16 protein-coding genes, 6 pseudogenes and 1 riboswitch are annotated in these 24247 nt (G+C 34.9%); of the genes and pseudogenes, 10 read left to right on the top strand and 12 right to left on the bottom strand.

Features of this window, described 5'->3' with window-relative positions; all coding sequences use genetic code 11:
- Positions 1–41 precede the first annotated feature (41 nt).
- The gene (speA, locus tag ArsFIN_RS15060; protein ID WP_026823700.1) at positions 42–1949 is read right to left on the bottom strand and encodes a biosynthetic arginine decarboxylase; all 1908 of its coding nucleotides are present in this window, start codon (positions 1947–1949) and stop codon (positions 42–44) included.
- A gap of 649 nt (positions 1950–2598) precedes the next feature.
- On the opposite strand from speA, the gene metK reads away from it, so the two are divergent.
- The gene (metK, locus tag ArsFIN_RS15065) at positions 2599–3759 is read left to right on the top strand and encodes a methionine adenosyltransferase (RefSeq protein ID WP_026823699.1); all 1161 of its coding nucleotides are present in this window, start codon (positions 2599–2601) and stop codon (positions 3757–3759) included.
- Between the two features lie 183 nt (positions 3760–3942).
- Positions 3943–4449 carry a SprT family zinc-dependent metalloprotease gene (locus ArsFIN_RS15070; protein ID WP_026823698.1) on the top strand — a complete coding sequence of 169 codons (507 nt, stop codon included), beginning with the start codon at positions 3943–3945 and terminating at the stop codon, positions 4447–4449.
- A 26-nt stretch (positions 4450–4475) separates the two neighbouring features.
- On the opposite strand, the gene ArsFIN_RS15075 is transcribed toward ArsFIN_RS15070, so the two are convergent.
- From ArsFIN_RS15075 to ArsFIN_RS15085, 3 genes are all read right to left on the bottom strand, one after another.
- Positions 4476–5540: a magnesium transporter gene (locus ArsFIN_RS15075; protein WP_026823697.1), complete on the bottom strand. Its 1065-nt coding sequence runs from the start codon at positions 5538–5540 to the stop codon at positions 4476–4478.
- Between the two features lie 72 nt (positions 5541–5612).
- Positions 5613–5785: riboswitch (M-box (ykoK) riboswitch) on the bottom strand.
- 171 nt (positions 5786–5956) lie between these two features.
- Entirely contained in the window at positions 5957–6304 is a 348-nt protein-coding gene (locus ArsFIN_RS15080; RefSeq protein ID WP_026823696.1) for a DUF6694 family lipoprotein, read from the bottom strand.
- 297 nt (positions 6305–6601) lie between these two features.
- Positions 6602–7180, bottom strand: a complete 579-nt coding sequence (locus tag ArsFIN_RS15085) for a YceI family protein (RefSeq protein WP_034250096.1) — start codon at positions 7178–7180, stop codon at positions 6602–6604.
- A gap of 139 nt (positions 7181–7319) precedes the next feature.
- Between ArsFIN_RS15085 and ArsFIN_RS15090 the strand changes: the two genes are divergently transcribed.
- The gene (locus tag ArsFIN_RS15090; RefSeq protein ID WP_210409078.1) at positions 7320–7778 is read left to right on the top strand and encodes a hypothetical protein; all 459 of its coding nucleotides are present in this window, start codon (positions 7320–7322) and stop codon (positions 7776–7778) included.
- A 9-nt stretch (positions 7779–7787) separates the two neighbouring features.
- Positions 7788–8989: pseudogene (locus tag ArsFIN_RS15095) on the top strand (IS91 family transposase).
- Between the two features lie 147 nt (positions 8990–9136).
- Here the strand turns inward: ArsFIN_RS15095 and ArsFIN_RS15100 are convergent.
- Both ArsFIN_RS15100 and ArsFIN_RS15105 read right to left on the bottom strand, forming a co-directional pair.
- Positions 9137–9700, bottom strand: a complete 564-nt coding sequence (locus tag ArsFIN_RS15100; protein WP_026823831.1) for a cytochrome b — start codon at positions 9698–9700, stop codon at positions 9137–9139.
- A 543-nt stretch (positions 9701–10243) separates the two neighbouring features.
- Positions 10244–10471 carry a hypothetical protein gene (locus tag ArsFIN_RS15105; RefSeq protein WP_135677942.1) on the bottom strand — a complete coding sequence of 76 codons (228 nt, stop codon included), beginning with the start codon at positions 10469–10471 and terminating at the stop codon, positions 10244–10246.
- A 666-nt stretch (positions 10472–11137) separates the two neighbouring features.
- On the opposite strand from ArsFIN_RS15105, the gene ArsFIN_RS15110 reads away from it, so the two are divergent.
- Positions 11138–12220 carry a porin gene (locus ArsFIN_RS15110; RefSeq protein WP_051297146.1) on the top strand — a complete coding sequence of 361 codons (1083 nt, stop codon included), beginning with the start codon at positions 11138–11140 and terminating at the stop codon, positions 12218–12220.
- Positions 12221–13485: 1265 nt separating this feature from the next.
- On the opposite strand, the gene ArsFIN_RS15115 is transcribed toward ArsFIN_RS15110, so the two are convergent.
- Positions 13486–13707, bottom strand: a complete 222-nt coding sequence (locus ArsFIN_RS15115; protein WP_026823834.1) for a hypothetical protein — start codon at positions 13705–13707, stop codon at positions 13486–13488.
- Positions 13708–14092: 385 nt separating this feature from the next.
- Positions 14093–14935, bottom strand: coding sequence for an N-acetylmuramoyl-L-alanine amidase (locus tag ArsFIN_RS15120; RefSeq protein WP_026823835.1), 843 nt, complete (start codon positions 14933–14935; stop codon positions 14093–14095).
- Positions 14936–15373: 438 nt separating this feature from the next.
- On the opposite strand from ArsFIN_RS15120, the pseudogene ArsFIN_RS15125 reads away from it, so the two are divergent.
- The 4 genes and pseudogenes from ArsFIN_RS15125 to ArsFIN_RS29160 all read left to right on the top strand — a co-directional run.
- Positions 15374–15586, top strand: a pseudogene (locus ArsFIN_RS15125) (IS91 family transposase); the annotation flags it as partial.
- Between the two features lie 67 nt (positions 15587–15653).
- A pseudogene (gene istA, locus ArsFIN_RS15130) lies at positions 15654–16694 on the top strand (IS21 family transposase).
- On the top strand, positions 16681–17442 hold the full coding sequence (istB, locus tag ArsFIN_RS15135) for an IS21-like element helper ATPase IstB (RefSeq protein ID WP_135677409.1): 762 nt from the start codon (positions 16681–16683) through the stop codon (positions 17440–17442). Before istA ends, istB begins: the two are co-directional and overlap by 14 nt.
- A 68-nt stretch (positions 17443–17510) precedes the next feature.
- A pseudogene (locus tag ArsFIN_RS29160) lies at positions 17511–18522 on the top strand (IS91 family transposase); the annotation flags it as partial.
- A 921-nt stretch (positions 18523–19443) separates the two neighbouring features.
- Here ArsFIN_RS29160 and ArsFIN_RS15145 read toward each other — a convergent pair.
- The 3 genes from ArsFIN_RS15145 to ArsFIN_RS15155 form a co-directional block, all read right to left on the bottom strand.
- Positions 19444–19857, bottom strand: coding sequence for a structural protein (locus ArsFIN_RS15145; RefSeq protein ID WP_026824000.1), 414 nt, complete (start codon positions 19855–19857; stop codon positions 19444–19446).
- 426 nt (positions 19858–20283) lie between these two features.
- The gene (locus ArsFIN_RS15150) at positions 20284–20883 is read right to left on the bottom strand and encodes a lytic polysaccharide monooxygenase (protein ID WP_026823999.1); all 600 of its coding nucleotides are present in this window, start codon (positions 20881–20883) and stop codon (positions 20284–20286) included.
- A gap of 556 nt (positions 20884–21439) precedes the next feature.
- On the bottom strand, positions 21440–21655 hold the full coding sequence (locus tag ArsFIN_RS15155; protein WP_026823998.1) for a hypothetical protein: 216 nt from the start codon (positions 21653–21655) through the stop codon (positions 21440–21442).
- Positions 21656–21811: 156 nt separating this feature from the next.
- Here ArsFIN_RS15155 and ArsFIN_RS28880 point away from each other — a divergent pair.
- Positions 21812–23002 (top strand): annotated as a pseudogene (locus tag ArsFIN_RS28880) (IS91 family transposase).
- 201 nt (positions 23003–23203) lie between these two features.
- Here ArsFIN_RS28880 and tehB read toward each other — a convergent pair.
- Positions 23204–24080, bottom strand: a pseudogene (gene tehB, locus ArsFIN_RS15165) (SAM-dependent methyltransferase TehB).
- Positions 24081–24247 lie beyond the last annotated feature (167 nt).

Consider the following 24247-nt stretch of genomic DNA (forward strand, 5'->3'; position numbering starts at 1 on the left):
CGGATAAAATTATTTCACTTTGCTAAATCACCTTGGCTAACTTATATTGACTCACCTTCTAAATAGGTATAACCATATAATCCTGTCTCAAATTCAGCCAGAAACTGTTCCTTTAAACTTTTCGTCAAATCCTTACTATTAACTTGATCACGAAAAAGCGTCAATAGCATTTTAGGATCTAACTTGACGTAATGGAGCATATCCGCCACTGAATCTCCCTCTTCACTTTGTAAATATCTGACTTCACCTGAATTATCAATATAGACATCAATCGCCGCTGTATCGCCAAACAAATTATGCATATTACCTAATATTTTTTGATAAGCTCCTACCATAAAAAATCCTATCATTGGCGGCTCTTCCGGATCGTAATTAGGCATTGGCATGGTAGCAGCGATACCCTCACCATCAATATAATGGTCAATAATACCATCTGAATCACAGGTAATATCTAATAATACCGCTCGACGCTCTAATGGCGCATTTAATCCTTGAATTGGCAATACGGGGAAAAGTTGGTCAATACCCCATGCATCCGGCATAGATTGAAATAGCGAAAAGTTCACATATAGCTTATCAGCCATCCGCTCTTGTAATTCATCGATAATAGGACGATGAGCGCGATTACTGGGATCTAAATCCTGCTGAATACGACGACAAATATTAAGATAGAGCTCCTCAGCCCAAGCACGCTCTGTCAAATTCAACATGCCATGGGCATATTGGGTATGCACGTCATATAATGAAAGTTGACTATCATGCAGCCATTCACGCAATGAACGACCATTTCCCTGTTGCATTTCATTCCAAGTTTCCCACAAAGAAATAAGCGATAACTCGGTATCTTTTGGTGGTGGCGTGATCTTAGTAAACTCATTACGTTCAACACCAATGACATTGGAAACTAATACGGTATGATGAGCGGTTAGCGCTCGACCTGACTCGGTGATGACCGTTGGATGCCCTAGCCCATGTTCATCACAAGCTTCACCTATCGCCCAGATAACATTATTGGCATATTCATTTAAACCATAGTTAACAGAACAATCCGACTGCGAACGCGTACCTTCATAATCAACGCCAAGACCACCGCCAACATCAAAACACTCAATCTTGACACCTAATTTATGTAGCTCAACATAAAAACGAGCTGACTCTCTAGCGCCTGTCGCAATATCACGGATATTAGACATCTGAGAACCTAAATGGAAATGTAATAATTGCAAACTTTCCAAACGCCCGACACTTCTTAATGTATCAACCAACTGTAAAACCTGAGCGGCTGCCAAACCAAATTTTGATTTTTCACCACCACTCGCTTGCCATTTCCCCGAACCTTGTGATGCCAAACGCGCTCTTACTCCCAAACGAGGAATCACATCTAATCTTTTCGCTTCATCCAGAACTAGGTCAATCTCAGTCATTTTTTCAATCACTAAGTAGACTTTATGCCCAAGTTTTTCGCCAATCAACGCTAAACGAATATATTCCCGATCTTTATAACCATTACAAACAATTACTGATTTTGTCATACCAGCATGGGCTAATACAGCCATTAATTCTGCTTTGGAGCCCGCTTCTAAACCTAAAGGTTCTCCTGATCGCACTAAAGTTTCAATCACTCGCCGCTGCTGATTTACTTTAATTGGGTAGACAAGAAAGTAATCACCTTGATAACCGTAATCACGACGCGCCCGTTCAAATGCAGCATTAATTGATCGCAATCGATGTTGTAAAATTTGCGGAAAACAAAAAAGTGCCGGCAAACGTAGATGTTGCTGTTCTTCCTGTACTTGTTCAACTAATGCGGCTAAATCAATTTTTGCTTCAGGTTGGTCAAGATTTGGGCACACACTAATATTACCTTGTTCATTAACTTGGTAATAGCCACCTCCCCAATATGCAATATTGTAGGTTTGTTGCATTTTACGCGCGATATTATTCTTCATAGTTATCTCCTGAAATGGAGTATGAGTTTCACTTCTTTCCTAACTTAGCAGATCTAACAAGGTAATATTCTGTGCAAATTTTAAAACTGCAGGAAACAGCAATAACTCTATTTAAAAGGATTAATGACAATTCAACAATCATTCTGTTATTGAAAGTTACAAAATAACTTATCAATAAATGATTTTAGTCTGTCTCGAGTACGACCTATAATTTCGTCTAGCAGCCGTAATATAGAGAAAGGAAATAGAAGCGGGTACACAGACATTAAGCTGTGATAATTGGTAATTTGCTATTTGCTGATAATGGAACATTACCCATTCACCTCAAAATATGGCTTAAGAACATTCAATCTCAGAACGTAACCATTTTAAATTGAGAAGTAGCATCAATATCGATACTACCGCATAACGCTGATGAGAAAAAAAGTTCATCAGTTATCGCGCTGTTTATACCTCTATTAAAAGAAAAATGCAAAATCAAATTGAATAAAACATCAACAAATTTATCTCTATTTTGCGAATCCGTTTTTTAACGATAAACAAATATAAAAAACCGCTAGCCATAGCGCCAAATTAACATTAAAATGGACGTCTGGATGGTAATACATCTAATTCAGTTTCTCCGAATTTTTAAGGTAATAAAACATCTATGACCACACATCTTTTCACTTCTGAATCAGTCTCAGAAGGTCATCCTGATAAAATTGCTGACCAAATTTCAGACGCAGTTCTCGATGCAATTCTTGAACAAGATCCAAATGCACGCGTTGCCTGTGAAACCTATGTAAAAACAGGTATGGTAATGGTTGGCGGTGAAATTACGACCAGCGCCTGGGTAGATATAGAAGAAATTACGCGGCGTACAATACGCGAAATCGGCTATACCAGCTCCGATATGGGCTTTGATGCCAACTCCTGTGCTGTTATCAGTGCAATTGGCAAACAATCGCCTGATATTAATCAAGGCGTAGATCGCGCAAATCCTTCGGAACAAGGCGCTGGCGATCAAGGGATCATGTTTGGCTATGCTAATAACGAAACCGATGTTCTTATGCCGGCGCCAATTACTTATGCCCACCGCTTAGTGGAACGGCAAGCTGAAATGCGAAAAAATGGTACTTTGCCCTGGTTACGCCCAGATGCTAAAAGTCAAATTACTTTCCAATATGAAAATAATAAAATAGTGGGCATTGATACCATTGTCTTATCTACGCAGCATGCTGAGGAAATTAAACAAAACACCTTATCAGAAGCCGTAATGGACGAAATTATTAAGCCAGTATTACCGACAGAATGGCTCCACAAAAATACCAAATATTTTATTAATCCCACAGGTCGTTTTGTTATAGGTGGCCCAATGGGCGATTGTGGCTTAACCGGCCGTAAAATTATCGTCGATACTTATGGTGGCATGGCTCGCCATGGTGGTGGTGCTTTTTCTGGTAAAGATCCCTCTAAAGTCGATCGTTCTGCTGCCTATGCAGCGCGCTATGTAGCAAAGAATATTGTTGCCGCAGGACTGGCTGATCGCTGTGAAATTCAAATTTCTTATGCAATTGGTATCGCTGAACCAACATCCATCATGATCGAAACTTTCGGTACAGAAAAAATAGCCAATGACACGCTTGTTCATTTAGTACATGAAATTTTTGATCTACGTCCCTATGGTCTAGTGAAAATGCTCAATTTATTACAACCTATTTACCGTCAAACCGCAGCATATGGACATTTTGGCCGTTCTCAATTTCCATGGGAAAAAACAGATAAAGTTGCTGAACTTCGTGCAGCCGCAGGTTTAACTAACGAGTAGTCGATTTTATCTTGTTAAAACAGCAAAGGGACAGTTAGATAACTCTCCCTTTTGCTGTTTTAGATCTAGATAAAAATAACAATTGGTTATTGAATTTTTCCAATACTTATTTAATAAAGACCATAATAAATTAATTTCTTTTATTCTGAGCTGACTCTTTGTCCATTTAACTATGTTAATAATATGAAATCACAGCGAGTACCGATCGCTTTACAACAGATTGTCATGCGAGTATTGCGCAACAAACTGGCTACAGCGAGTACTAAATTGGAAAAAACCTTTACAGAACCATTGATCAATTACCGACAGCGAGGAACCATTGCCGGTAGTGCCCATCTACAAGCATGGGAAATTCGGCTTAACCCGATTTTACTGATTGAAAATGGTGAGATTTTTATCAATCAAGTTATTCCCCATGAGTTAGCCCACTTATTGGTTTATCACTGTTTTGGTAAAACAGCCCCGCATGGTAAAGAATGGAAATGGATGATGGCCGTGATCCTGGAAGTTCTACCGCAGACAACACATCAGTTTGCTTTAACCTCTATTCGTAAGCAGATCTTTCATTACCATTGCCAGTGCGACCTATCACATCAATTAACCCTACGCCGGCACAACAAAATCCAACACGGTAAAGGGGAGTATATTTGCAAAAAATGTGGTCAATATCTCGTTTGGCAAAATCAATAGGAGAGCAATTCACTCTCCCTGATTGATCAAGCTAAATCAGTCATAATCAACTTCGCAATTTCAAAGTAAATAATTAATCCTGTGCCATCTATAAAAGTAGCAATAAAAGGCGCAGAAACAATAGCAGGATCAATATTCAATCGTTTTAGTACCATTGGAATAATAGAAGAAACGATCGCACTCCATACAGTAATTGCCATCATAGTCAAACCAACAACAAGGGTAACTTGATAGCCAACATCCAGGATCCAAGCACGAAATATGCCAACACAACCTATCGTTAATGCCACTAAAAAGGACGTAGATATCTCTTTTTTAAGCACTGCACCTAGATTACGTAAACTCACTTCTCCTAGCGCCATTGCCCTAACTAAAGTAGAAGTTATTTGAGTACCACTATTGCCACCAGTGCCAATTAATAAGGGAATAAAAAAAGCTAATGAAATAGCCGATTCCAGCTGATCGGAAAAAGCTTTCAATACTGTACCAGTATAAGCTTCAGCCACAAATAACATCAATAACCAAACAACGCGTTTACGCCATAATGTTATTGGGCTGGTTGACATATAAGGCACTTCTAAAGGTAGAGTTGCTCCTTGCAGGTGGGCATCTTGGGTGTTCTCATCCTCAATTAATTCAGCGATATCTTGCGCGCGCAATACCCCTTTTAGTTTAGAAAACTCCACAACCGGAATAGAATCAACATCACAATGATTAAGTAGAGCAAAAACCTCTTCACGTGATTGTTCTGGTGAAACAGAAAAGAAATCACGTCGCATAATATCTGAGACTAGTAGTTCATCCGATGAGGTTAATAATGTTTTCATCAATAACAGACCATTTAGATATTTATCTTTATCAATAACATAAAGATAAGTCGGGATCTGATCGCCGGTAAGTATATTAGCCAGATTATTTTTAATAGCAGCAACAGAATCATTCATAGAAACAGCGATATAGGATTGACTCATATAAGCACTAACTTTTACTTCATCAAAATTATTATGCTGCTGCTCATTGAAATTTTCTGCATGACTATTTGCCGGACACACCACACTGGGTGCCGTTTTTTGTAGGGATGTTAACTTCATTTTCGAAACCCTATCACTGTTATAAACTGCAAACAGTTCTCAAATAGGGGCAAAACCAGATGCGAGAATATTAAGCTATCTCAACGTCTCAGTTTTAGCACTATACAACGTATCCTGCAACCAGCAGGAAGTTACATGGGGATACACCTTGACTCGATATATCCTGTCCTGATCTTGGGCGTCTCTCGACGTCGTCAGATCAGCAACCTATGTTTGTATAGGAGCCTCGCCTAACGAGATACTGCACCGTGCTTAATATTAAAATTAATATTAACTCGGGCAGATTATAATGAAGCTAAATAACTTTTCCAATTATAGTGTTACTTATGGTTTAGTTTTTGTTTAAGTTGATAAATAATAGAATCGATCAGCTAAATTAATAAACGAAAATATATTTAAAATCGTAAGTTATTTAATTAAAAAAGCAAATGTTCATCAAACGCCAGACGATCTATTTTTATCTTTTTTGCTTCATTAATAACTTGTTCTGCTGTTTTACCATCTAAGGTGCGGCAAATCCGTTTTTCCAATGCTCTTGAAGCAGCTCTTTCACCAAGTTGACGATATTCATCAAAATTAATACTATTAAACATAGTAATATCAATAGCTTCATCAAATTGCTGCTGTTTTTCAAAAGAGAGAGAATCTCGTACTTCAGCAATAGAAGAACGTAATAATTGCTTATTTTTGCCATTTAGTTTTAATTGTTGTTCACAACCCAGCAACAAAAAACTGATGAAGAAAATTAATAGATTAAATCTCATTATATAACGCCCTTCTCTCTGTTTTTAATTATCAGCATAGCAAAATTAAAACCAATAAACTTGAGTATAATGAAAATTTAAAGAGAATAATTGTAAAAAAAATTTTCATATTGCTGGTGAAAATTAACAGCAATACCTTATTGCTTATTAGTTGTTACAGAGTAAAAATAAAATTTAAATACAATCAAGTTACTATTCATTAAATAGCCATAAATTAAAATAGTTTATTTAATATACTGTTATTTTTTCAAAATAATTGAAAGAGCCAATACAGGCTCTTTCGATATTACTTTTATTTTATGGTAATTTAACACCTTCAAGAGAAATAATAAGTTCAGCTTCTTGCGATTTAGGCCCGAGATCTTTTTGAAAATTAAAATCTTTCAATTTAATTTTTCCAGTTGCCTCAAAACCTACACGATAGCCCCCCCATGGATCGTCACCTTTTCCGATTAAGATAGCATTAAGTACTAATGGTTTTGTTACCCCATTTAACGTCAATTGCCCCTCTATATGATAAGCACCCTTGACTTGACTGACCTTAGTGGAAATAAAAGTTGCCTCAGGATATTTTTTTACATTAAAAAAATCGGCACTACGCAAATGTTTATCGCGTTCTGCATGATTAGTATCAATGCTTGCAGTATTGATCACCACCTTGACTTGATCATTTTGTGGATTTTTTTCATCAAAGGTGAAACTACCGGTAAAATTCTTAAAACTACCATAAACCCAACTGTAACCTAAATGTTGGATGCGAAACTGAATAAAAGCATGTTGACCTTCATTATCAATTTTATAATTTGCGGCTATTGCTGAATTAATGCTCAATAGCAAAATTGTGGTGACTAGCGTTAAAAAAATTTTTTTCAACATAACTATCTCCAATAAGTTAGTTTCTTGAACGTAGCACGCTACGCGTGAGCGGCGCAGCGGTGCTGCTTCGGGGATGTTAATGAGTTGAGTACTGTTTTATACTCTGCAGTAGGTTAATTTTTTTCAGGGATTCATCTCGATGGCTCGCAATAAATCTCCCAGAAAGCGTAAACCGGTTAAATCAGGCAGGCTGCCCGTCACTTCACGTGCCACAGCGCCTGTTTATCCGAAACGTTTTATGATCTCTCTCCCACCCGAAAATGATGATGACAGACCGCCTGAATTTTTTTATGACACCCTAAAAGAAGCCATACGCCACTGCGTCCGACTCGGCCCCCAATTTTTTCTCGACACGCAGTATTACCCGCCGCTAGTCACGATTATCAGGGGTTTTGAACAACGCCAAGACCAAGCTGATGACGCTGGATACGACTACACTGAGGGGGGAATAACTGAAAGTCTGCCTGCCGATGAATTCATCACCTATACGGAGCTAGGAATAATCCCTGTTTCCTTTGAACCCTGGGATAAACACACCGATAACTGGGCTGACGAATCTGACAATTTCTGTTTCTTTGGCAAGATGCCCATAAGGTAATTGAGTCAGATGTATATCCCTCGTCCTGCTAAACTACTTTTCACCATTGATGACGGTTGGAATAAATTCCTCGAAAAATACGGCGATAGCGTTAGTTCGTGGACGAGTTTATCTGTGGAGCGCATGCTTGCCTGCGGCACTTGTGCCATGGGTGTCCGGCGCTATTGTTGCGCTTCGTCTGATTGTTCTCACAGCCGTTTTTTCTGCCAAAGCTGTAAGTCAAAAGCCTGCAGTTCATGTGGCTTTAAAGCCACCGAGCAGTGGTTAGCACAGCAGGTTCATATTTTACCCGACTGCGACTGGCAACACATTACTTTCACCATGCCACATCTCCTTTGGCCTTTTTTTAACAATAACTGGCCGCTACTTAATGCTCTGTTTCGGGCAGCCACTCGAGCTATGCTGCAGTTGGCTCGCAAACAGGGTATCGAAATTGGTATTTTCTGTGCCTTGCATACTTATGGCCGGCAACTCAATCAACATCCGCATGTTCATGTTTCCGTCACTCGAGGGGGTTTGGATAGTAAACATAGTGTATGGCGAAAGCTGTTTTTCAAAAAAAAGGATGTCGAAGAAATCTGGCGAGGGGCTGTTATCCGACTACTGCGTCACAGTTATGATTTAATTAACCCTGGCCTTCTTCCCGGTCTTGGCCATATCCGTGACAAAAAACATTGGCGGCGTTACTTGAGGGCGCAGTACGGACGTTATTGGAAAGTGCACTTTGCTAAAAAAACGAAAGGGGCATGGCATAGTGTTAAGTACCTCGGTCGCTACCTTAAACGCCCACCGGTATCTGCGTCAAAACTGCGGCATTACCGAGGGGTGCCGTTGTTCATCACTACCATGACCACCGAACTGGCCAGCATCGGCAGCAGACTCTGCCGCAGGAAGAGATGATTAGACGCTATATAAGCCATATTCCGGCCAGGCATTTTAAAATGGTGCGTTACTCTGGTTTTTTGTCGAATCGTAAACGGGGAAAACTATTGCCGAAAGTGTATAAGGCACTTGAGATGACGGCACGTAAAAAACCGGAGAACCCAGGTTTTTCTGTGCTGATGAAAGGATTTCTGCGTACCGATCCGTACAAATGTATTCTGTGTGGCGACAGGCTGCTTTTCACCGGGGCGCAAATGGGTAAAAAAGCAACGGAATTGTTGTCAGAAAGACTGCATAACCTGGAGAAAAAGCGATGGTTACGCAGCTAAACGCAGGATCAATGTGTCTAAAATAAGGAAATCAGGTTAGAAATTACACTCTCTGAGGAAATGTTAACTGGCACTAAACACAATAAATCGATCCCCATCTCCTTTTTGCAATAAGGGATGGCTTTTGCTACTCACTTTAAAAGCGATTCAATTTCCTAACCATGAACGAATGCCAAGTATGCGTTTTAAGGTAACATCACGATCAATAAAATGATGTTTCAATGCTGCAATCGCATGAAGAATTGAAAGAATAATAAGTGTCCAAGCCAAATAAAGATGTACAACACCTGCACTATCAGCCTGAATGCCCTCATCTGACCATATTGCCGGGATCTCAAAATAACCGAATATTGATATAGGCTGACCATCAGCAGTAGAAATTAAATAACCGCTAAGAAATATGCCAAATAAAAGTAAATAAAGAGAAATTTTGACGAGAGTAGAACTTATTTTTACTAAGTTGCTATAGCTATCTAATGCTTTTGGTGGCGGTGAAATAAAGCGCCATAGAACACGAAATATCATCAGCAAAAACAAAACAAAACCGATACTCTTATGAATTTCTGGCGCTTTGTGATACCAAGCGTCATAATAATTCAAAGATACCATCCAAAGCCCCAACGCAAACATTCCATACACACTAAGCGCGACCAACCAGTGAATTAAAATTGATATATGACCAAACTGGGTGGAAGTATTCTTCCAAAGCATATCAATATTCCTTTCGTTAAGATTAAGAATAATAATAGTCAATTTTGATGCAATATTAATAATAAACGAATTTTTAAATGATTAATTGCCAAACAAGAAGAAATAATTTGTTAAAGATAATCAAAAAAAATCATTAAGTTACTCTATGAAATAGTTCATCATCATGATGAACAAAAGAACATTGGAAAAATAAATATTTATAATATTTTTATTTTAATATTTTCTTTGCATGAGAAATCTGTGTAATAGAAGTTAGTGGTATTATGGCAGAATAAAATTTCACTAATAAAGAATAAGTTAATAGCATTAACTCAATCGTGACGACAGGGTATCACACCATAATTCGGTTAAAAATGTTGCATTTTAGTTAAATGGTATAATAGATAATTTTCAAATATTAATAATAGGTTAATCTAGTTATCTTTAGTTTCTACGTTAACTCTGATAATAGTTATCAATATGAATTATCTAAATAAAAAATAGTATCCCCTATAATAGAGGATACTAAGAAACGAAGGGTAAATAATAGGCACACACAACTAATTATTTATTTTCCTCTATGATAGCACTTGCTCTAACGTAATTTTGTCCTCCTGCAGAAGTTATTTTCACAATAGTAGAATCTTTCTCTTTCGCTTTATTCTCTAAATTTTCAATGGCCTCATTAAGACTAATTGCTGAGGCAGTAATAACCTCTTGAGCGAAAACACCAAATGAAATTACAAAAAGAAAAACATTACTATAAGATTTTTCATTTTTATCATAAACCATCTCCTAAAATTAATATCTGAGACTAATTTAGAACCATAACTCAATACAAAAAAATATATTAATAAAAAAAATGTGTAAGCTTTCAAAATAACTATCTGTCTGCTTTAAATAAATATTTATAAAAGTCTTAACAAATAAATAATCTAATTAATTTTATCTATAGGGAATATTAGAGTTATAAAAATAAAGTCAATTTTAAACTATAATCAAAGTTTCATTATTGATACTTTATGGCAGAATATTGTCCAACAAATAATATGAAAAGAGAAATATATTTTATTGTAAAGAAAAGAAACAAAATAAAAAAACATTGAAAAAATAACTGCCATATTTATCCTTTCGTCAATTTATCATAATAAATTCTATTTTAATTCTAAATAAAAATTCATTATAATTAAAATAGAGTATATAAAATTAATTTATGAAAATAAAAATAATAGGAAATATAATTCCAATGTAAAAATCCAATTTATTATAATATTAATATGTTATTTTTGTTGCTTCTTTATTTAACAAATTATACCAATTAGCTATAAATTTTGCGCCTGATCATAAATATATATATTTTTATTGTCTTTATATGAAACAAAAACATAAAATATTTACAACATACTAAATTACTTAAAATTAACAAAAACAAAACAACAAGAGAAGAGGATGAATAGAATGAAAATAAGGCGTATTGCATTGTTAACGTTAGTATTTTCCATAAATAATATTGCCAATGCCGCTGAAATATATAATCAAGATGGAAATAAGTTAGATCTGTATGGAAAAATTGATGTACGAAATCATATTGGTAAAGGTAAAAGTGGCGGGGATGATTCAAGAGTTCGTGTTGGAATCAAAGGCAGCACCGAAATTTCCGCTAACCTCACTGGATTTGGTCAATTTGAATGGGAAACAATGACTAATAAAACTGAGGATAACCATATAGATAAAAATCGATTAGCCTATGTTGGAATTAATCATAAATATTTAGGTTCTATTGATTATGGCCTTAATTATGGTGTGTTATATCACATTGACGGTTGGATTGATGTTTTGCCGATGTTTTGGGATGATGGCATTTCAATGGCTGATAATTACATGAACGGTAGAAATAGAAACCTACTTACCTATCGAAACAACAATTTCTTTGGCTATATTGATGGATTAAACATTGCATTACAATACCAAGGGAAAAATACAACTAATAATAAATCAGGTGTAAGTGCAGCCAAGCAAAATAACGGTGACGGCTACGGTCTATCAGTGATTTATAATACCGATTTTGGGCTAAGTTTTGGCGGAAGTTATAGTAATTCACATAATGTCAATAATGACATGGCCAATTACTATGCTAATGGAAAACGCGCAGAAGCTTGGAGTATTGGTACCAAATATAATGCCAATAACGTCTACTTGGCATCAACTTATATTGAAACTCGTAATATGACGCCTTTTGGTTCGACCAATACCAATATTGCGCCTAAAACACAAACTTTTGAAATTGTCGCTCAATATACATTTGATTATGGTTTGAAACCATCATTAGCTTATATTCAAGCTAAAGGAAAAGATCTTGGCGAATATGGAGATAATTACTTAAACAAATTCATATCGCTAGGTTCATTCTACTATTTTAATAAGAATTTTGCTGCATTGTTAGATTATAAAATTAATTTATTAGATAAGAATAAATTTACCGAAAATTATGGCATTAGTACCGACAATGTTTTAGGTTTAGGATTAGTCTATTATTTTTAATAAATTTTAATATTAATCCCAGATAAAAATTATCTGGGATATTTTTATAAAAAAATATACTATCTTTAATAACCAAACCGCCCTTTTAAAGCAGCTAAGGTAGCATTTATAATACTCTAAAAAATCAAGCCTATTCTTTAATAGCGTATCAAAGAATGAATATTATCAAATTTTAGTAAGATAATATCGAAACCTTCTAGACGACCAAATAATAACATTGGCCTTGCGATATACTGAGGAACGTAGGTAATATGCAGTCCTTAATCTGTAAAAATCAAACATGATAAATAGTTTTTAGTTAAAATAATTTCACTGCATGGAATTAAATTAATATGTTGATTTTAATGTTAAGCTGAAAGGCGGGAAAAATTAATCTCAGATCATAAATATTGTCTATTTATCAAAAAAGTTATTAACCGTATAGTCATTAGGATGAGCCATCCTAGGCTATAAATCGCAAGCTATATTGTAACTAATCCCTGCGGCCATATTGTTTATCAGTGATCCTATATAAAATTTGCATGTATAACTAACAGTACAGAATTCATTTCATATAAATTCGTACCAACAATATTTATTCCAATATAAGATAAAATAGCTTTTATTTTGCTAATAATCTCCGCTATCGAGTTAGCAGAAATTAATTAATTCTAAGCCAGTTTTATAATTGAAAATTATTTTTTCCCTCAGTAAAAATGCAAAATTCCTTAACCGATAATAAGAATATATTAATATTTCACGCAGGAAAAAATTTTTCTATTTTCATTTATTTCTAATATCTAACTATTGGAATTTTATCAAATAATTCACAACCAATTATCTCTCCTAACTTAGCAATTCATCGACTTAATATTGAATTAGATTTTTAAACGCAGCTAACCTATGATAATTTTTCTTTATACTAAATTTTACATAAATAATTCCATCAATTTTATATCAAGATAGGGTTTATATTTTCCACATTAAAAAATTTTCACCTTATAACTTAAGATGAATATTTATATCTATTTTAAAAAATATAATAAAATAATAATTATTTCATATAAAATAAAATTTATTATTTTTATATAGCAAGAAAGAAATATTCATCATATGCATTAATAATAATCAATAAAATAAAAATCATTAATCAATAGTTAACAATATCAGTATTAGTTACTATCATCATCAATAACTTTTAATTTTTTTATATAAGGATAAATACAAAAATAAAGGCCGCTTTTATAGACGGCCATTATTTTAATTTTTGTTCTGATCGCCAAAAATTAATTTGCTTTAGTCATGACTTTACTTGGTGCTTTTTTTGCTCCAGATTTAATATGAGAAGCTTTTTTCGCTTTTACTTTACTAGTATGAGATATTTGTTTATTTTTGACTTGTTTCTGTCCAACATTAGTTTGACTACTTGTGTTCATTGGAGTAGAAGCAGCCATACTACCAAATGAAATTAATGCTATTGATAATAGTGCATATTTTACAAATTTCATTATTACTACCTTCAAGTTGGTTTAAATACGTTATCATTATAATAAATGTAAAATAAATTACTGTTATGAATGTTTATTTTATTCATAAATTTTATTATCAATGTTATTTAATATTTGGAATATGCAGAATTTGAAAAAAACTGTAAATATAAGAAAATGTTGCAACTATATTTGACAGAATTCTAAGCAAAAATCAATAACAACGTTTATAAAGTACTCTTTTAATAACGTATTGGCTAAATAACAACATAATATTAGATGAATAAAAAATAGCCAATATATCTCTATTAATTATAAAAACTCCTGACAATCAATATTCTATTGTCAGGGGCTTAATTTATAAAATACAATTAGGTTATATAAAACCGTTAATCTTTTTTAGCGACTAGCTACTCTGATTTCTATATTTTTCAACTAACGCACGGACAATAGCCTCGGTTTCAGCATCCGCATTACCGCTTATATTAGCTGGACGGAAATGAAGCTGAAATGCACTAATTGTTCTACGAGTTTCCTCATCAAGCTCGCCTGATTGTGGAATTTTATCATAACCATATTTCTGTAAATATTTTTGGATAGTTGACACACTAGCCGGCGCATAGCGTGATCGCCCTGCCAGATATTTCTTAACCGTCATTTCATCTGGCCAAGCTCCAATACCAAGATCAGCTAAACGTTTCCATGGAAAATTTTTACCTGGATCATACTTTCTCAATGGAGCAATATCACTATGTGCTAAAACATTATCTGGAGTTATGTTATATCTTTTTATGATATCTTTAGCTAAAACGATGATAGCGGAAATTTGCTGTTCATTAAAAGGATACCAGACCTTATCGCCGAGCATATCTTCAGTAAACCCTTTATTGACTATTTCTATGCCGATAGAACTATCATTAAGGTTAAGCCTACCATTCCAATTACTTAAACCTGCATGCCATGCTCGTTTATTCTCGGGAACAAGATTAAATATAACCGGTTTTCCACTTTTTATTTTCGGTATTTCTGGAATAAGATAATGAGCACTTACTTTAGCCTGAGTTAAAATCTGTAATGAGCGAGCATCATTTACTGCCGTATAATGAAATATTAAAAATTTCACTCTATCATCTTGGCTTATCGATGAAAAAGATTTATCGATATAATAATCACCTCTATCAACGATAGGGGCCTTAGAAGAACAACCCACTATCATCAGCATCAATAACATCATAAATAACTTTTGCATATCATCTCCATATAAGTGTTTGATACTACCCTTACAAAAGCATTACTTCTCATACACTCTACTTCTTACACCTAAATAATTGAGGTCAAAACTTTTGGCTATACGCTTACTTTTCATTACCAACTTTTTTATAGCTCCATTTTTATAATTTAGCAGAATAAACTATCCAGAATCGCTCAGTTTATTTATATAATTTATTATTTTTTTATCACAATAAATAATAGCAATAATCCTAATCAATAAAGCGTTACAACATATCAATTATATATAATTAATAATAAATTCACAATTAATTGTAATTGTTAATTTTTTTAATGAATTGTAAATTTTATAACGCAATAGCTTTGTAGTGAACATAAGCACGCCTTTGGCGTGAGCATCGCGGCAAAGGCGCTCTATTTCTAGGCAATTCCCTTCTCGTCTTTTATACTCTGCTCTATGTACATCCCCAGACCTGCAAAACTGCTATTTCAATACGATGACGGATGGAACCTTTTCATCGAAAATAATCACGTGGATGAATGGCAACTACTCTCTGTCGAAAAGATGCTCGCCTGCAGCACCTGCGCTATGGGCGTTCGCCGTTATTGCTGTTCTTCACCTGAATGCTCTCATTCACGCTTCTTTTGTTGTCACCGATCATGCAAAACTGATCCACTAACGATCATCTAAAACTGATCCACTTGGTATTATTCGCACATTTTTGTACGGATAATTTATGTTAACCAAGGAGATATTTGTGGATATTCATGTTCGCTTTGCACAAGGACAAAGCCTTCGAAAAATTGCCAGTGAGTTGGGTATATCCCGTAACACCGTAAAACATCATTTACAACAACAGACAATGCCAACTTATGCTAAAAGAAGTCAACAACCGACTAAATTATCCCCCTTTAAACCTTATTTGCTTCAGCGAATTGAACTGGCTAAACCTGATTGGATCCCTGCAACAGTCTTATTTGATGAGGTAGTTGAAAACGGCTATCAAGGTGGTATTGCTCAATTACGCCGATTTGTTTGTCAATTTAAACCAAGCATTGTTCCCGAAGTAGTCGTCCGTTTTGAAACACAGCCAGGTCAACAAATGCAAATCGACTTCACCAGCATCCGGCGAGGTAAAAAATCGCTGAAAGCGTTTGTTGCAACGCTAGGCTATTCGCGTGCGAGTTATGTAAAGTTCTTTGATAATGAACGAGCAGAATCGTGGCAGCAAGGTTTAAGAGAAGCTTTCGACTACTTTGGTGGTGTACCACAGGAAGTATTGTGTGATAACGCAAAATCCCTCATCATCGAACGGGATGCTTAGGCAGAAGGTGATCATAAATTACATGTCGAAATGCTTCAAATGTCGAAAGATTACGGGTTTAAATTGAAGGCTTGCAAGCCCTACAGGGCAAAAACGAAAGGGAAAGTAGAGCGCTTTAACCACTATTTAAAAAACAGCTTTATCGTGCCATTAAACACCGACCTTCGTGCTCATAATCTTGAACTGGATATTGAAATAGCTAATGCAAAAGTGGGTCCATGGTTACAACGCGTTGCCCATCAGCGAATTCATGGAACAACGTTAGAGAAGCCAGCAGATAGATTAGCTAAGGAAGTGAAGTCTCTTCTACCCTTACCAGCAAGGGTTTGCCAATCTATCCCACAGACTAATACGCTTAATATCCCTATCGTACCGCCCCTTGAATCTGTCAGTTTGCAACACTCAATCAGCGTATACGAAGCATTACTGGGAGGTGAACATGTTATTGCATGAACAAATTGAACACCTGTGTGAGTCATTGAAATTAAATTCTATTCCGACTCATTGGTCATCACTTGCCGAAAAATGCATTGCCCAAGACAAAAGCTACGGAGAGTTTTTACTGTCCCTGTTAAAATGTGAGCAACAACAACGAGATGAACGAACTCGTAATCTTTTGAGTCGGATGGCAGGATTCCCAGCACATAAAGAACTTAATACGTTCGATTTTAAGTTTGCAACGGGGATCCCCAAACAACACATACAGGAATTAAGCGCATTAACGTTTATTGAACGTAATGAAAATGTCGTGTTGCTTGGCCCAAGCGGTGTAGGCAAAACGCATTTAGCTATTGGGTTAGGATTAAAAGCAGTACAGGCCAAGAAGAAAACCCGCTTTACCACGGCAGCTGAACTGATGTTGCAACTCTCAACTGCCAAACGACAAAATAAGCTCAAACAATATCTATCACGTTCGGTGATGGCCCCGAAGTTGTTGATTATCGATGAGATTGGATACCTGCCGTTTGGGCGAGAAGAAGCAAACCTGTTTTTCAATGTGATTGCCAAGCGTTATGAGCATGGCAGTGTCATATTGACGAGTAACCTATCATTTGGGCAATGGCCAAGTGCTTTTGCTGATGACGCAACATTAACTGCCGCTATGCTTGATCGTTTACTTCATCATTCGCATGTACTGCAATTAAGCGGTGAAAGCTACCGATTGAAAGATAAGCGGCGCTCAGGAGCAATAACTGAGTAAAACAGTGGATCAATTTTGATTGATCGGATTTAGATAAAAAGTGGATCAGTTTTCGGTGATCGTTGACATTTTGTCAAACCTGTAAATCCAAAGCCTGCAGTGCGTGTGGCCTCAAAGGCACCGAACAGTGGATTGCCCAGCAGCGCCATATTTTGCCGGATTGCGAATGGCAACATATTACCCTCACTATGCCTCACCTACTTTGGCCTTTTTTTAACAATAACTGGTACTTGCTCAACCAACTCTTTCGCTGTGCAACCCGCGCCATGCTCAAACACGCCAAGCGCCAAGGCCTCGAAATTGGCATTTTTTGTGCGCTGCATACTTACGGTCGCCAACTCAATCAACATCCGCATATTCATTTATCCGTCACGCGTGGGGACTCACCAATATGACACCTGGAAACCGATTTTCTTTAAAAGAAAGACGTTGAAAAGGTCTGGCGCAGTGCGGTCATTCGACTCCTTAGGGATAACTATTTTCAGTTACAACCCAATAAATTGCTTGGCTTCGGGCACATTCGCAATTATCAGACCTGGTGCCGTTACCTTTAATGCCCAGTTTCAACGTTATTGGAAAGTACATTTTGCCAAAAAGACACGCGGGGCCTGGCATAATGTGAAATATCTGGGCCGTTATCTTAAACGTCCCCCTATCTCCGCTTCTCAATTGAAACACTACAGCGGCGGCACCGTGGTTCATCATTACTATGACCACCACAGCCAACAATACAGACGACAGACCTTATCCCAAGAAGAAATGATACGGCGTTATGTCAGTCATATCCCTGCGCGACATTTTAAGATGATCCGTTATTACGGTTTTTTAGCCAATCGCAAACGCGGGTGCTTATTACCGAAGGTGTATGAGGCGTTAGACATGATATCTCCTAATGTGCCTGAAAAACCTGGGTTTGGGGCCCTTATCAAAGGTTTTTTAAATACTGACCCGTACCAATGTATTTTATGTGGAAACCGATTGCGGTTTATGAGTGCGGAAAAAGGAATACACGCCGTCACTTTACTGTCAGAAAGGCGGGATAAAATGGTCAAAAAACGATGGTTACAAACCGCAGCCTAGGAGCAGTGTGCCTATTATTAGGCTTTTAGATGATAATTTAACCGAATTACTGTTCTCATGGTTAATCAACGAGAAAACTGTCAGAATTTAATAGAAATATTGAGTTCAAAACACCTCCATTAATGCCTTACTGTATTGATTGAGATTCCTAACCATGAACCAATATTTTTTATAGTGTAATTTAATAAAATTATTAATAATGGTATAACAACTGTTTTTATCAATTATTCAGAATTTAGAATCAATAACGTTATCAAATCGCAAGGGATTACACTTAAAAGAAAATAATCTTACAACCATATCGATTAAAAGAGAATTTAGCGTGACTTTTATGCTACTTTAACACAATCATACCATTTCTAGTCATACTATTTTAATAAATAATCGCTACCGCTCTTTTATTAAAACACGGTCTAGAAAAAGAGACAAACATACGATTAGTTTAGCTTAACTAACATTTATATTTATTTTTATACTTTGTTATATTATGGTCACTTTTTATATTCACCAAACTGCTCCTGACTTTGATAGCCTGATTAACAATAGTTAAAATTTTATCTGTATAAAATTAGCTGTTCGAAAGGACTGATATCTTTCAATTGACAATAAATAATGAGCACTAACTTAATTTTTTGTTAATGCTCAAAATAAAATTGAAAAATTGGAGTAATATAGTAAAGAAAAGTATTCAATGATTAAATATTTTACTAAATATAATTAATAGAAAAATGTATTATCTTTATTTCTGTTAATAATAAAATATTTTCTAAGTCTATAATTTTTAATTATACATAATTATTTTATTGAAAATCATACTAATAAAAAACAAAAAACCATATTTAGCTATAATCTTACAGTGAATATATTTTTATTTACAGAATAAAATTTATTTTGTTATAAAATAGGATTAATGATATTTAATTATATTATGTTATACGCTTTATCAAAGATTGCATCATTATAAGGCTGTTGACCATTTTCATAAAATATTATAGCTTTCACTAAACTAATTAATGTTGCTTTATCTTTTATATTAACAACTGACTTAGGTGATAAATTCATGCTATTGGAAACATTTATAATATATGCGCTAGTATTATTTTCATTATTTGGCGCCCATCGATTAATTAAATCGGATATAGTTTTTAAACCATACTTTTGTTGATATGTTCTCAGTAAAATCATTATAGCGCGAATACCACATTCAGGAGATTCAAATCGGCAAAATCTTTTTTCAATTGAAGGATCATGAGGTAAAGCACCCTGCCATTTATTAATAGGATTATAGTCAATATTTCCTGGATTATTATTACGAATACCACGTTGAATGGCCATAATTTATTTACTCCATATTTATTTTTTAATAATATCAATATTGAATCAAGAGTATCTTTAAATTTATTTTTTAAAATAACAATATTAACACTAAAAAACAAAATTAATAAATTACCAAATTTAAGGTTTTTTAAAAAACATTATTTATATACAAAACATACTATATATAGCAACCAATAAAATATATTTAATCACTATTTATTTAATATATAGCATTCAAAAAATCCATAATGATAGCAACAGTAAAATAAATTTTTCATCAAGGTTGTCATGAGATTTAATTATAAAAAGAAACATAATAGAAAATATTATAATTTATCTGTAAAAAATAATATCTATTTTACATCTGGTAATTATATTAATGAGTAAGCACTAATTTATTAAATTTTTATCGAAAATGACAAAATTTTACTTACTATTGGACTATTATTTATCTGATATATTCACATCTATAACTTGATAAAAAGCTGAATCAGTATCAGCTATTGTCCATAAACCTAAAATAATTTGATAGCCACTGCGTTTTGGCACATGGCATTCGATTTTCATCTCATCAACAGTTAATCTTTTTCCATCATTTGATCGTAAACAAAATGGTTTTGATTCAAACGAATTGCGTGTTAATGGAGCATTTGGATCCCAGTCCTGCTTCGTAATATAAAACTCCCAACTTATTGTATGATTTGGCTGTGTTAGAAACCATTCAAATATATTTTTACCTACTTTAATATTATTTTTTTGCCAGCGATCGATATTTTGCTGATCTAATTGGTTAAACCAAAAATTATCACCGCTGGCTATTCTACCATCTTTGGCACCATATTGTGGAAAACCACTCGTCCCTTCAATCGACATTGGATCGCTACTAGCGCTACCACAATCTTTATTCTGCTCTATCCAGCATAAAACCGAACGGCTTTTAGGTGTATAAATAAATCCATGCATTGATTCACGATTAGAACTGACACTTGAAAATGCAGTTACAACAATTAATATAAATAGTATTAATAAGAAATTATTTTTCATCTTATAAATCCCTTAATTAATCATATGATTTAACAAAGTATCTGTCAGAAAAATATTTCATTAACAAAATAAATATAAATAATTAGAAGACCATTGAGATTATTAAATTAATAACGACATTTAATCAAGTAAAATAAAATTATTTTTTTATTGAGACATTTTTTATTTTCATATAATGCATTAATTTATAAATAATTTAAATTATAAATTTTTTAATTTGAAAAATTTTCACTTAAAAACAATTAAATATCATTAAAAATATTCATACTTAAATTAAAAATCAATTTCTTAATTGAGTGAGTTTAATATTTTTTTAGTAATTGACATTATACTAAATAAAAAATTTTCTTATATAAAAAAATAATTTCACATAATAGCAAGGCAGCCAAATTTTATTTCTTAATAACAAAAATATTCAGTGGAATACAATACCAAAGCTTTTCTTAATAATTAAACAGTTTAGATTGTCAGTAAAATATTATTAACTGTGCATCAAAATACTCTTTTCAATGCACAACAGATAAGAGAAATATTTAGAATTAATTATATAGTCTATTTAATTTTTTTTAGATACCCGAGATTCTGGTAATTCTGACCAATCAGGCTTTTCACCTGACATGATAGCCCTTCGTTGACTGTCTGTTCTTACTACACCGACCCCCATGTGATACTCTTCTCGCTTCTTTTTATAATACTGTTGTTGATAATCATCTGAGCTGACACAACCGACCAATAAGAAAAAAGGCATTATTGCAAAAAAATAATTTTTCATTGTCATATTCTCCTTCGTACAAAACTAAAGTTTAATATAAAAATTTTTTACCGAATATAGTTTATATCTGAACATAAGCACGCCTTTGGCGTGAGCATCGCGGCAAAGGCGCTCTATTTCTAGGCAATTCCCTTCTCGTCTTTTATACTCTGCTCTATGTACATCCCCAGACCTGCAAAACTGCTATTTCAATACGATGACGGATGGAACCTTTTCATCGAAAATAATCACGTAGATGAATGGCAACTACTCTCTGTCGAAAAGATGCTCGCCTGCAGCACCTGCGCTATGGGCGTTCGCCGTTATTGCTGTTCTTCACCTGAATGCTCTCATTCACGCTTCTTTGTCAAACCTGTAAATCCAAAGCCTGCGTGCGTGTGGCCTCAAAGGCACCGAACAGTGGATTGCCCAGCAGCGCCATATTTTGCCGGATTGCGAATGGCAACATATTACCCTCACTATGCCTCACCTGCTTTGGCCTTTTTAACAATAACTGGTGCTTGCTCAACCAACTCTTTCGCTGTGCAACCCGCGCCATGCTCAAACACGCCAAGCGCCAAGGCCTCGAAATTGGCATTTTATTGCGCTGCATACTTACGGTCGCCAACTCAATCAACATCCGCATATTCATTTATCCGTCACGCGTGGGGGATTCACTCAATATGACACCTGGAAACCGATTTTCTTTAAAAGAAAGACGTTGAAAAGGTCTGGCGCAGTACGGTCATTCGACTCCTTAGGATAACTATTTTCAGTTACAACCCAATAAATTGCCTGGCTTCGGGCGCATTCGCAATTATCAGACCTGGTGTCGTTACCTCAATGCCCAGTTTCAACGTTATTGGAAAGTACATTTTGCCAAAAAGACACGCGGGGCCTGGCATAATGTGAAATATCTGGGCCGTTATCTTAAACGTCCCTATCTCCGCTTCTCAATTGAAACACTACAGCGGCGGCACCGTGGTTCATCATTACTATGACCACCACAGCCAACAATACAGACGACAGACCTTATCCCAAGAAGAAATGATACGGCGTTATGTCAGTCATATCCCTGCGCGACATTTTAAGATGATCCGTTATTACGGTTTTTTAGCCAATCGCAAACGCGGGTGCTTATTACCGAAGGTGTATGAGGCGTTAGACATGATATCTCCTAATGTGCCTGAAAAACCTGGGTTTGGGGCCCTTATCAAAGGTTTTTTAAATACTGACCCGTACCAATGTATTTTATGTGGAAACCGATTGCGGTTTATGAGTGCGGAAAAAGGAATACACGCCGTCACTTTACTGTCAGAAAGGCGGGATAAAATGGTCAAAAAACGATGGTTACAAACCGCAGCCTAGGAGCAGTGTGCCTATTATTAGGCTTTTAGATGATAATTTAACCGAATTACTGTTCTCATGGTTAATCAACGAGAAAACTGTCAGAATTTAATAGAAATATTAAGTTCAAAACACCTCCATTAATGCCTTACTGTATTGATTGAGATTCCTAACCATGAACTATAAGAGAAATAATTAGAAAATTTTTTCTGCTAAGTTCAATTACACTTTATTTAACCGCTTCTTACGAGCAATCAATGTGGCAAAATTCAATTTGATGCGATTACCAAATTTATCAGTTTTATGTAAATGCCCTGGTTCTTCATTGTATTTGATGATTTCCCAATCTTTATAATAATTTATTAATTCACTAGGTGCTAAAAAACTATTAAAAGGTAAAATTTCATAAGGAGTATCATCAGTTTCAACTGCACAAACAATTAAATTGTACCCATCAACATTTGTATGATTTTGCATATCCTCAATAATCTTAGCGATTTTATTTCTCTGTAAAAACATCAATACCACGGTTGAAATAATTATATCGTAATTTTCTGTCAAAGCATGATCATTAATGTCATAGATTGCTGTTTTTATCTGCTTGAAATCAGCGGTTTTTTTGACTATTTCAATGGCATTAATATGTTGAGGATTGATATCCATTGCAGTCACAGCATAACCTTGTAATGCCAAAAAAAAAGCTATTACGACCCCGACCTGAGCCCAAATCTAATACTTTACATGGTTTGGTAATTTGAGAAAGAATACAAACTTCTGAATGTGGAAGTGTAAGACCATTTCTTTTATAAAAAAATGCTTCTTCGCGGCAATAAAAATAGAGTTGACACTCAATATCATCACTAACAGATTCTATTTTATGCCATATTTGAGGCTGAATTTGCATTGGTTGACACTTTACATCAAAATGGTGCTGCTGCTCATTACCATTCTCATCAAATATCACAAACTGCATACTACCTCAATATATCGTCAATTGAGCCCATGTACCTTCTTGGGTATTATGACGTTTCATTAGTGCTAAAGGGATTGTGGACTTATTCCAATTAGTAAATTGTTTGTAACAAATAAGTTTGCTCATAATCATTTCTTTATAAGTTGCATTTTAAATGCATTTTAATTTTTTTTTCTGTATTGGTAAATTCCGCTGACAAATAAAATTGAATATATTTATTCTTAATTATTTTTGCTAAACAATCAGCTTGCTGTCCTCTCTCAGATAGAAAAATACTAGATAAGAAGCTAATC

The organism is Arsenophonus nasoniae, from assembly GCF_004768525.1.
Classification (GTDB): Bacteria; Pseudomonadota; Gammaproteobacteria; order Enterobacterales; family Enterobacteriaceae; genus Arsenophonus; species Arsenophonus nasoniae.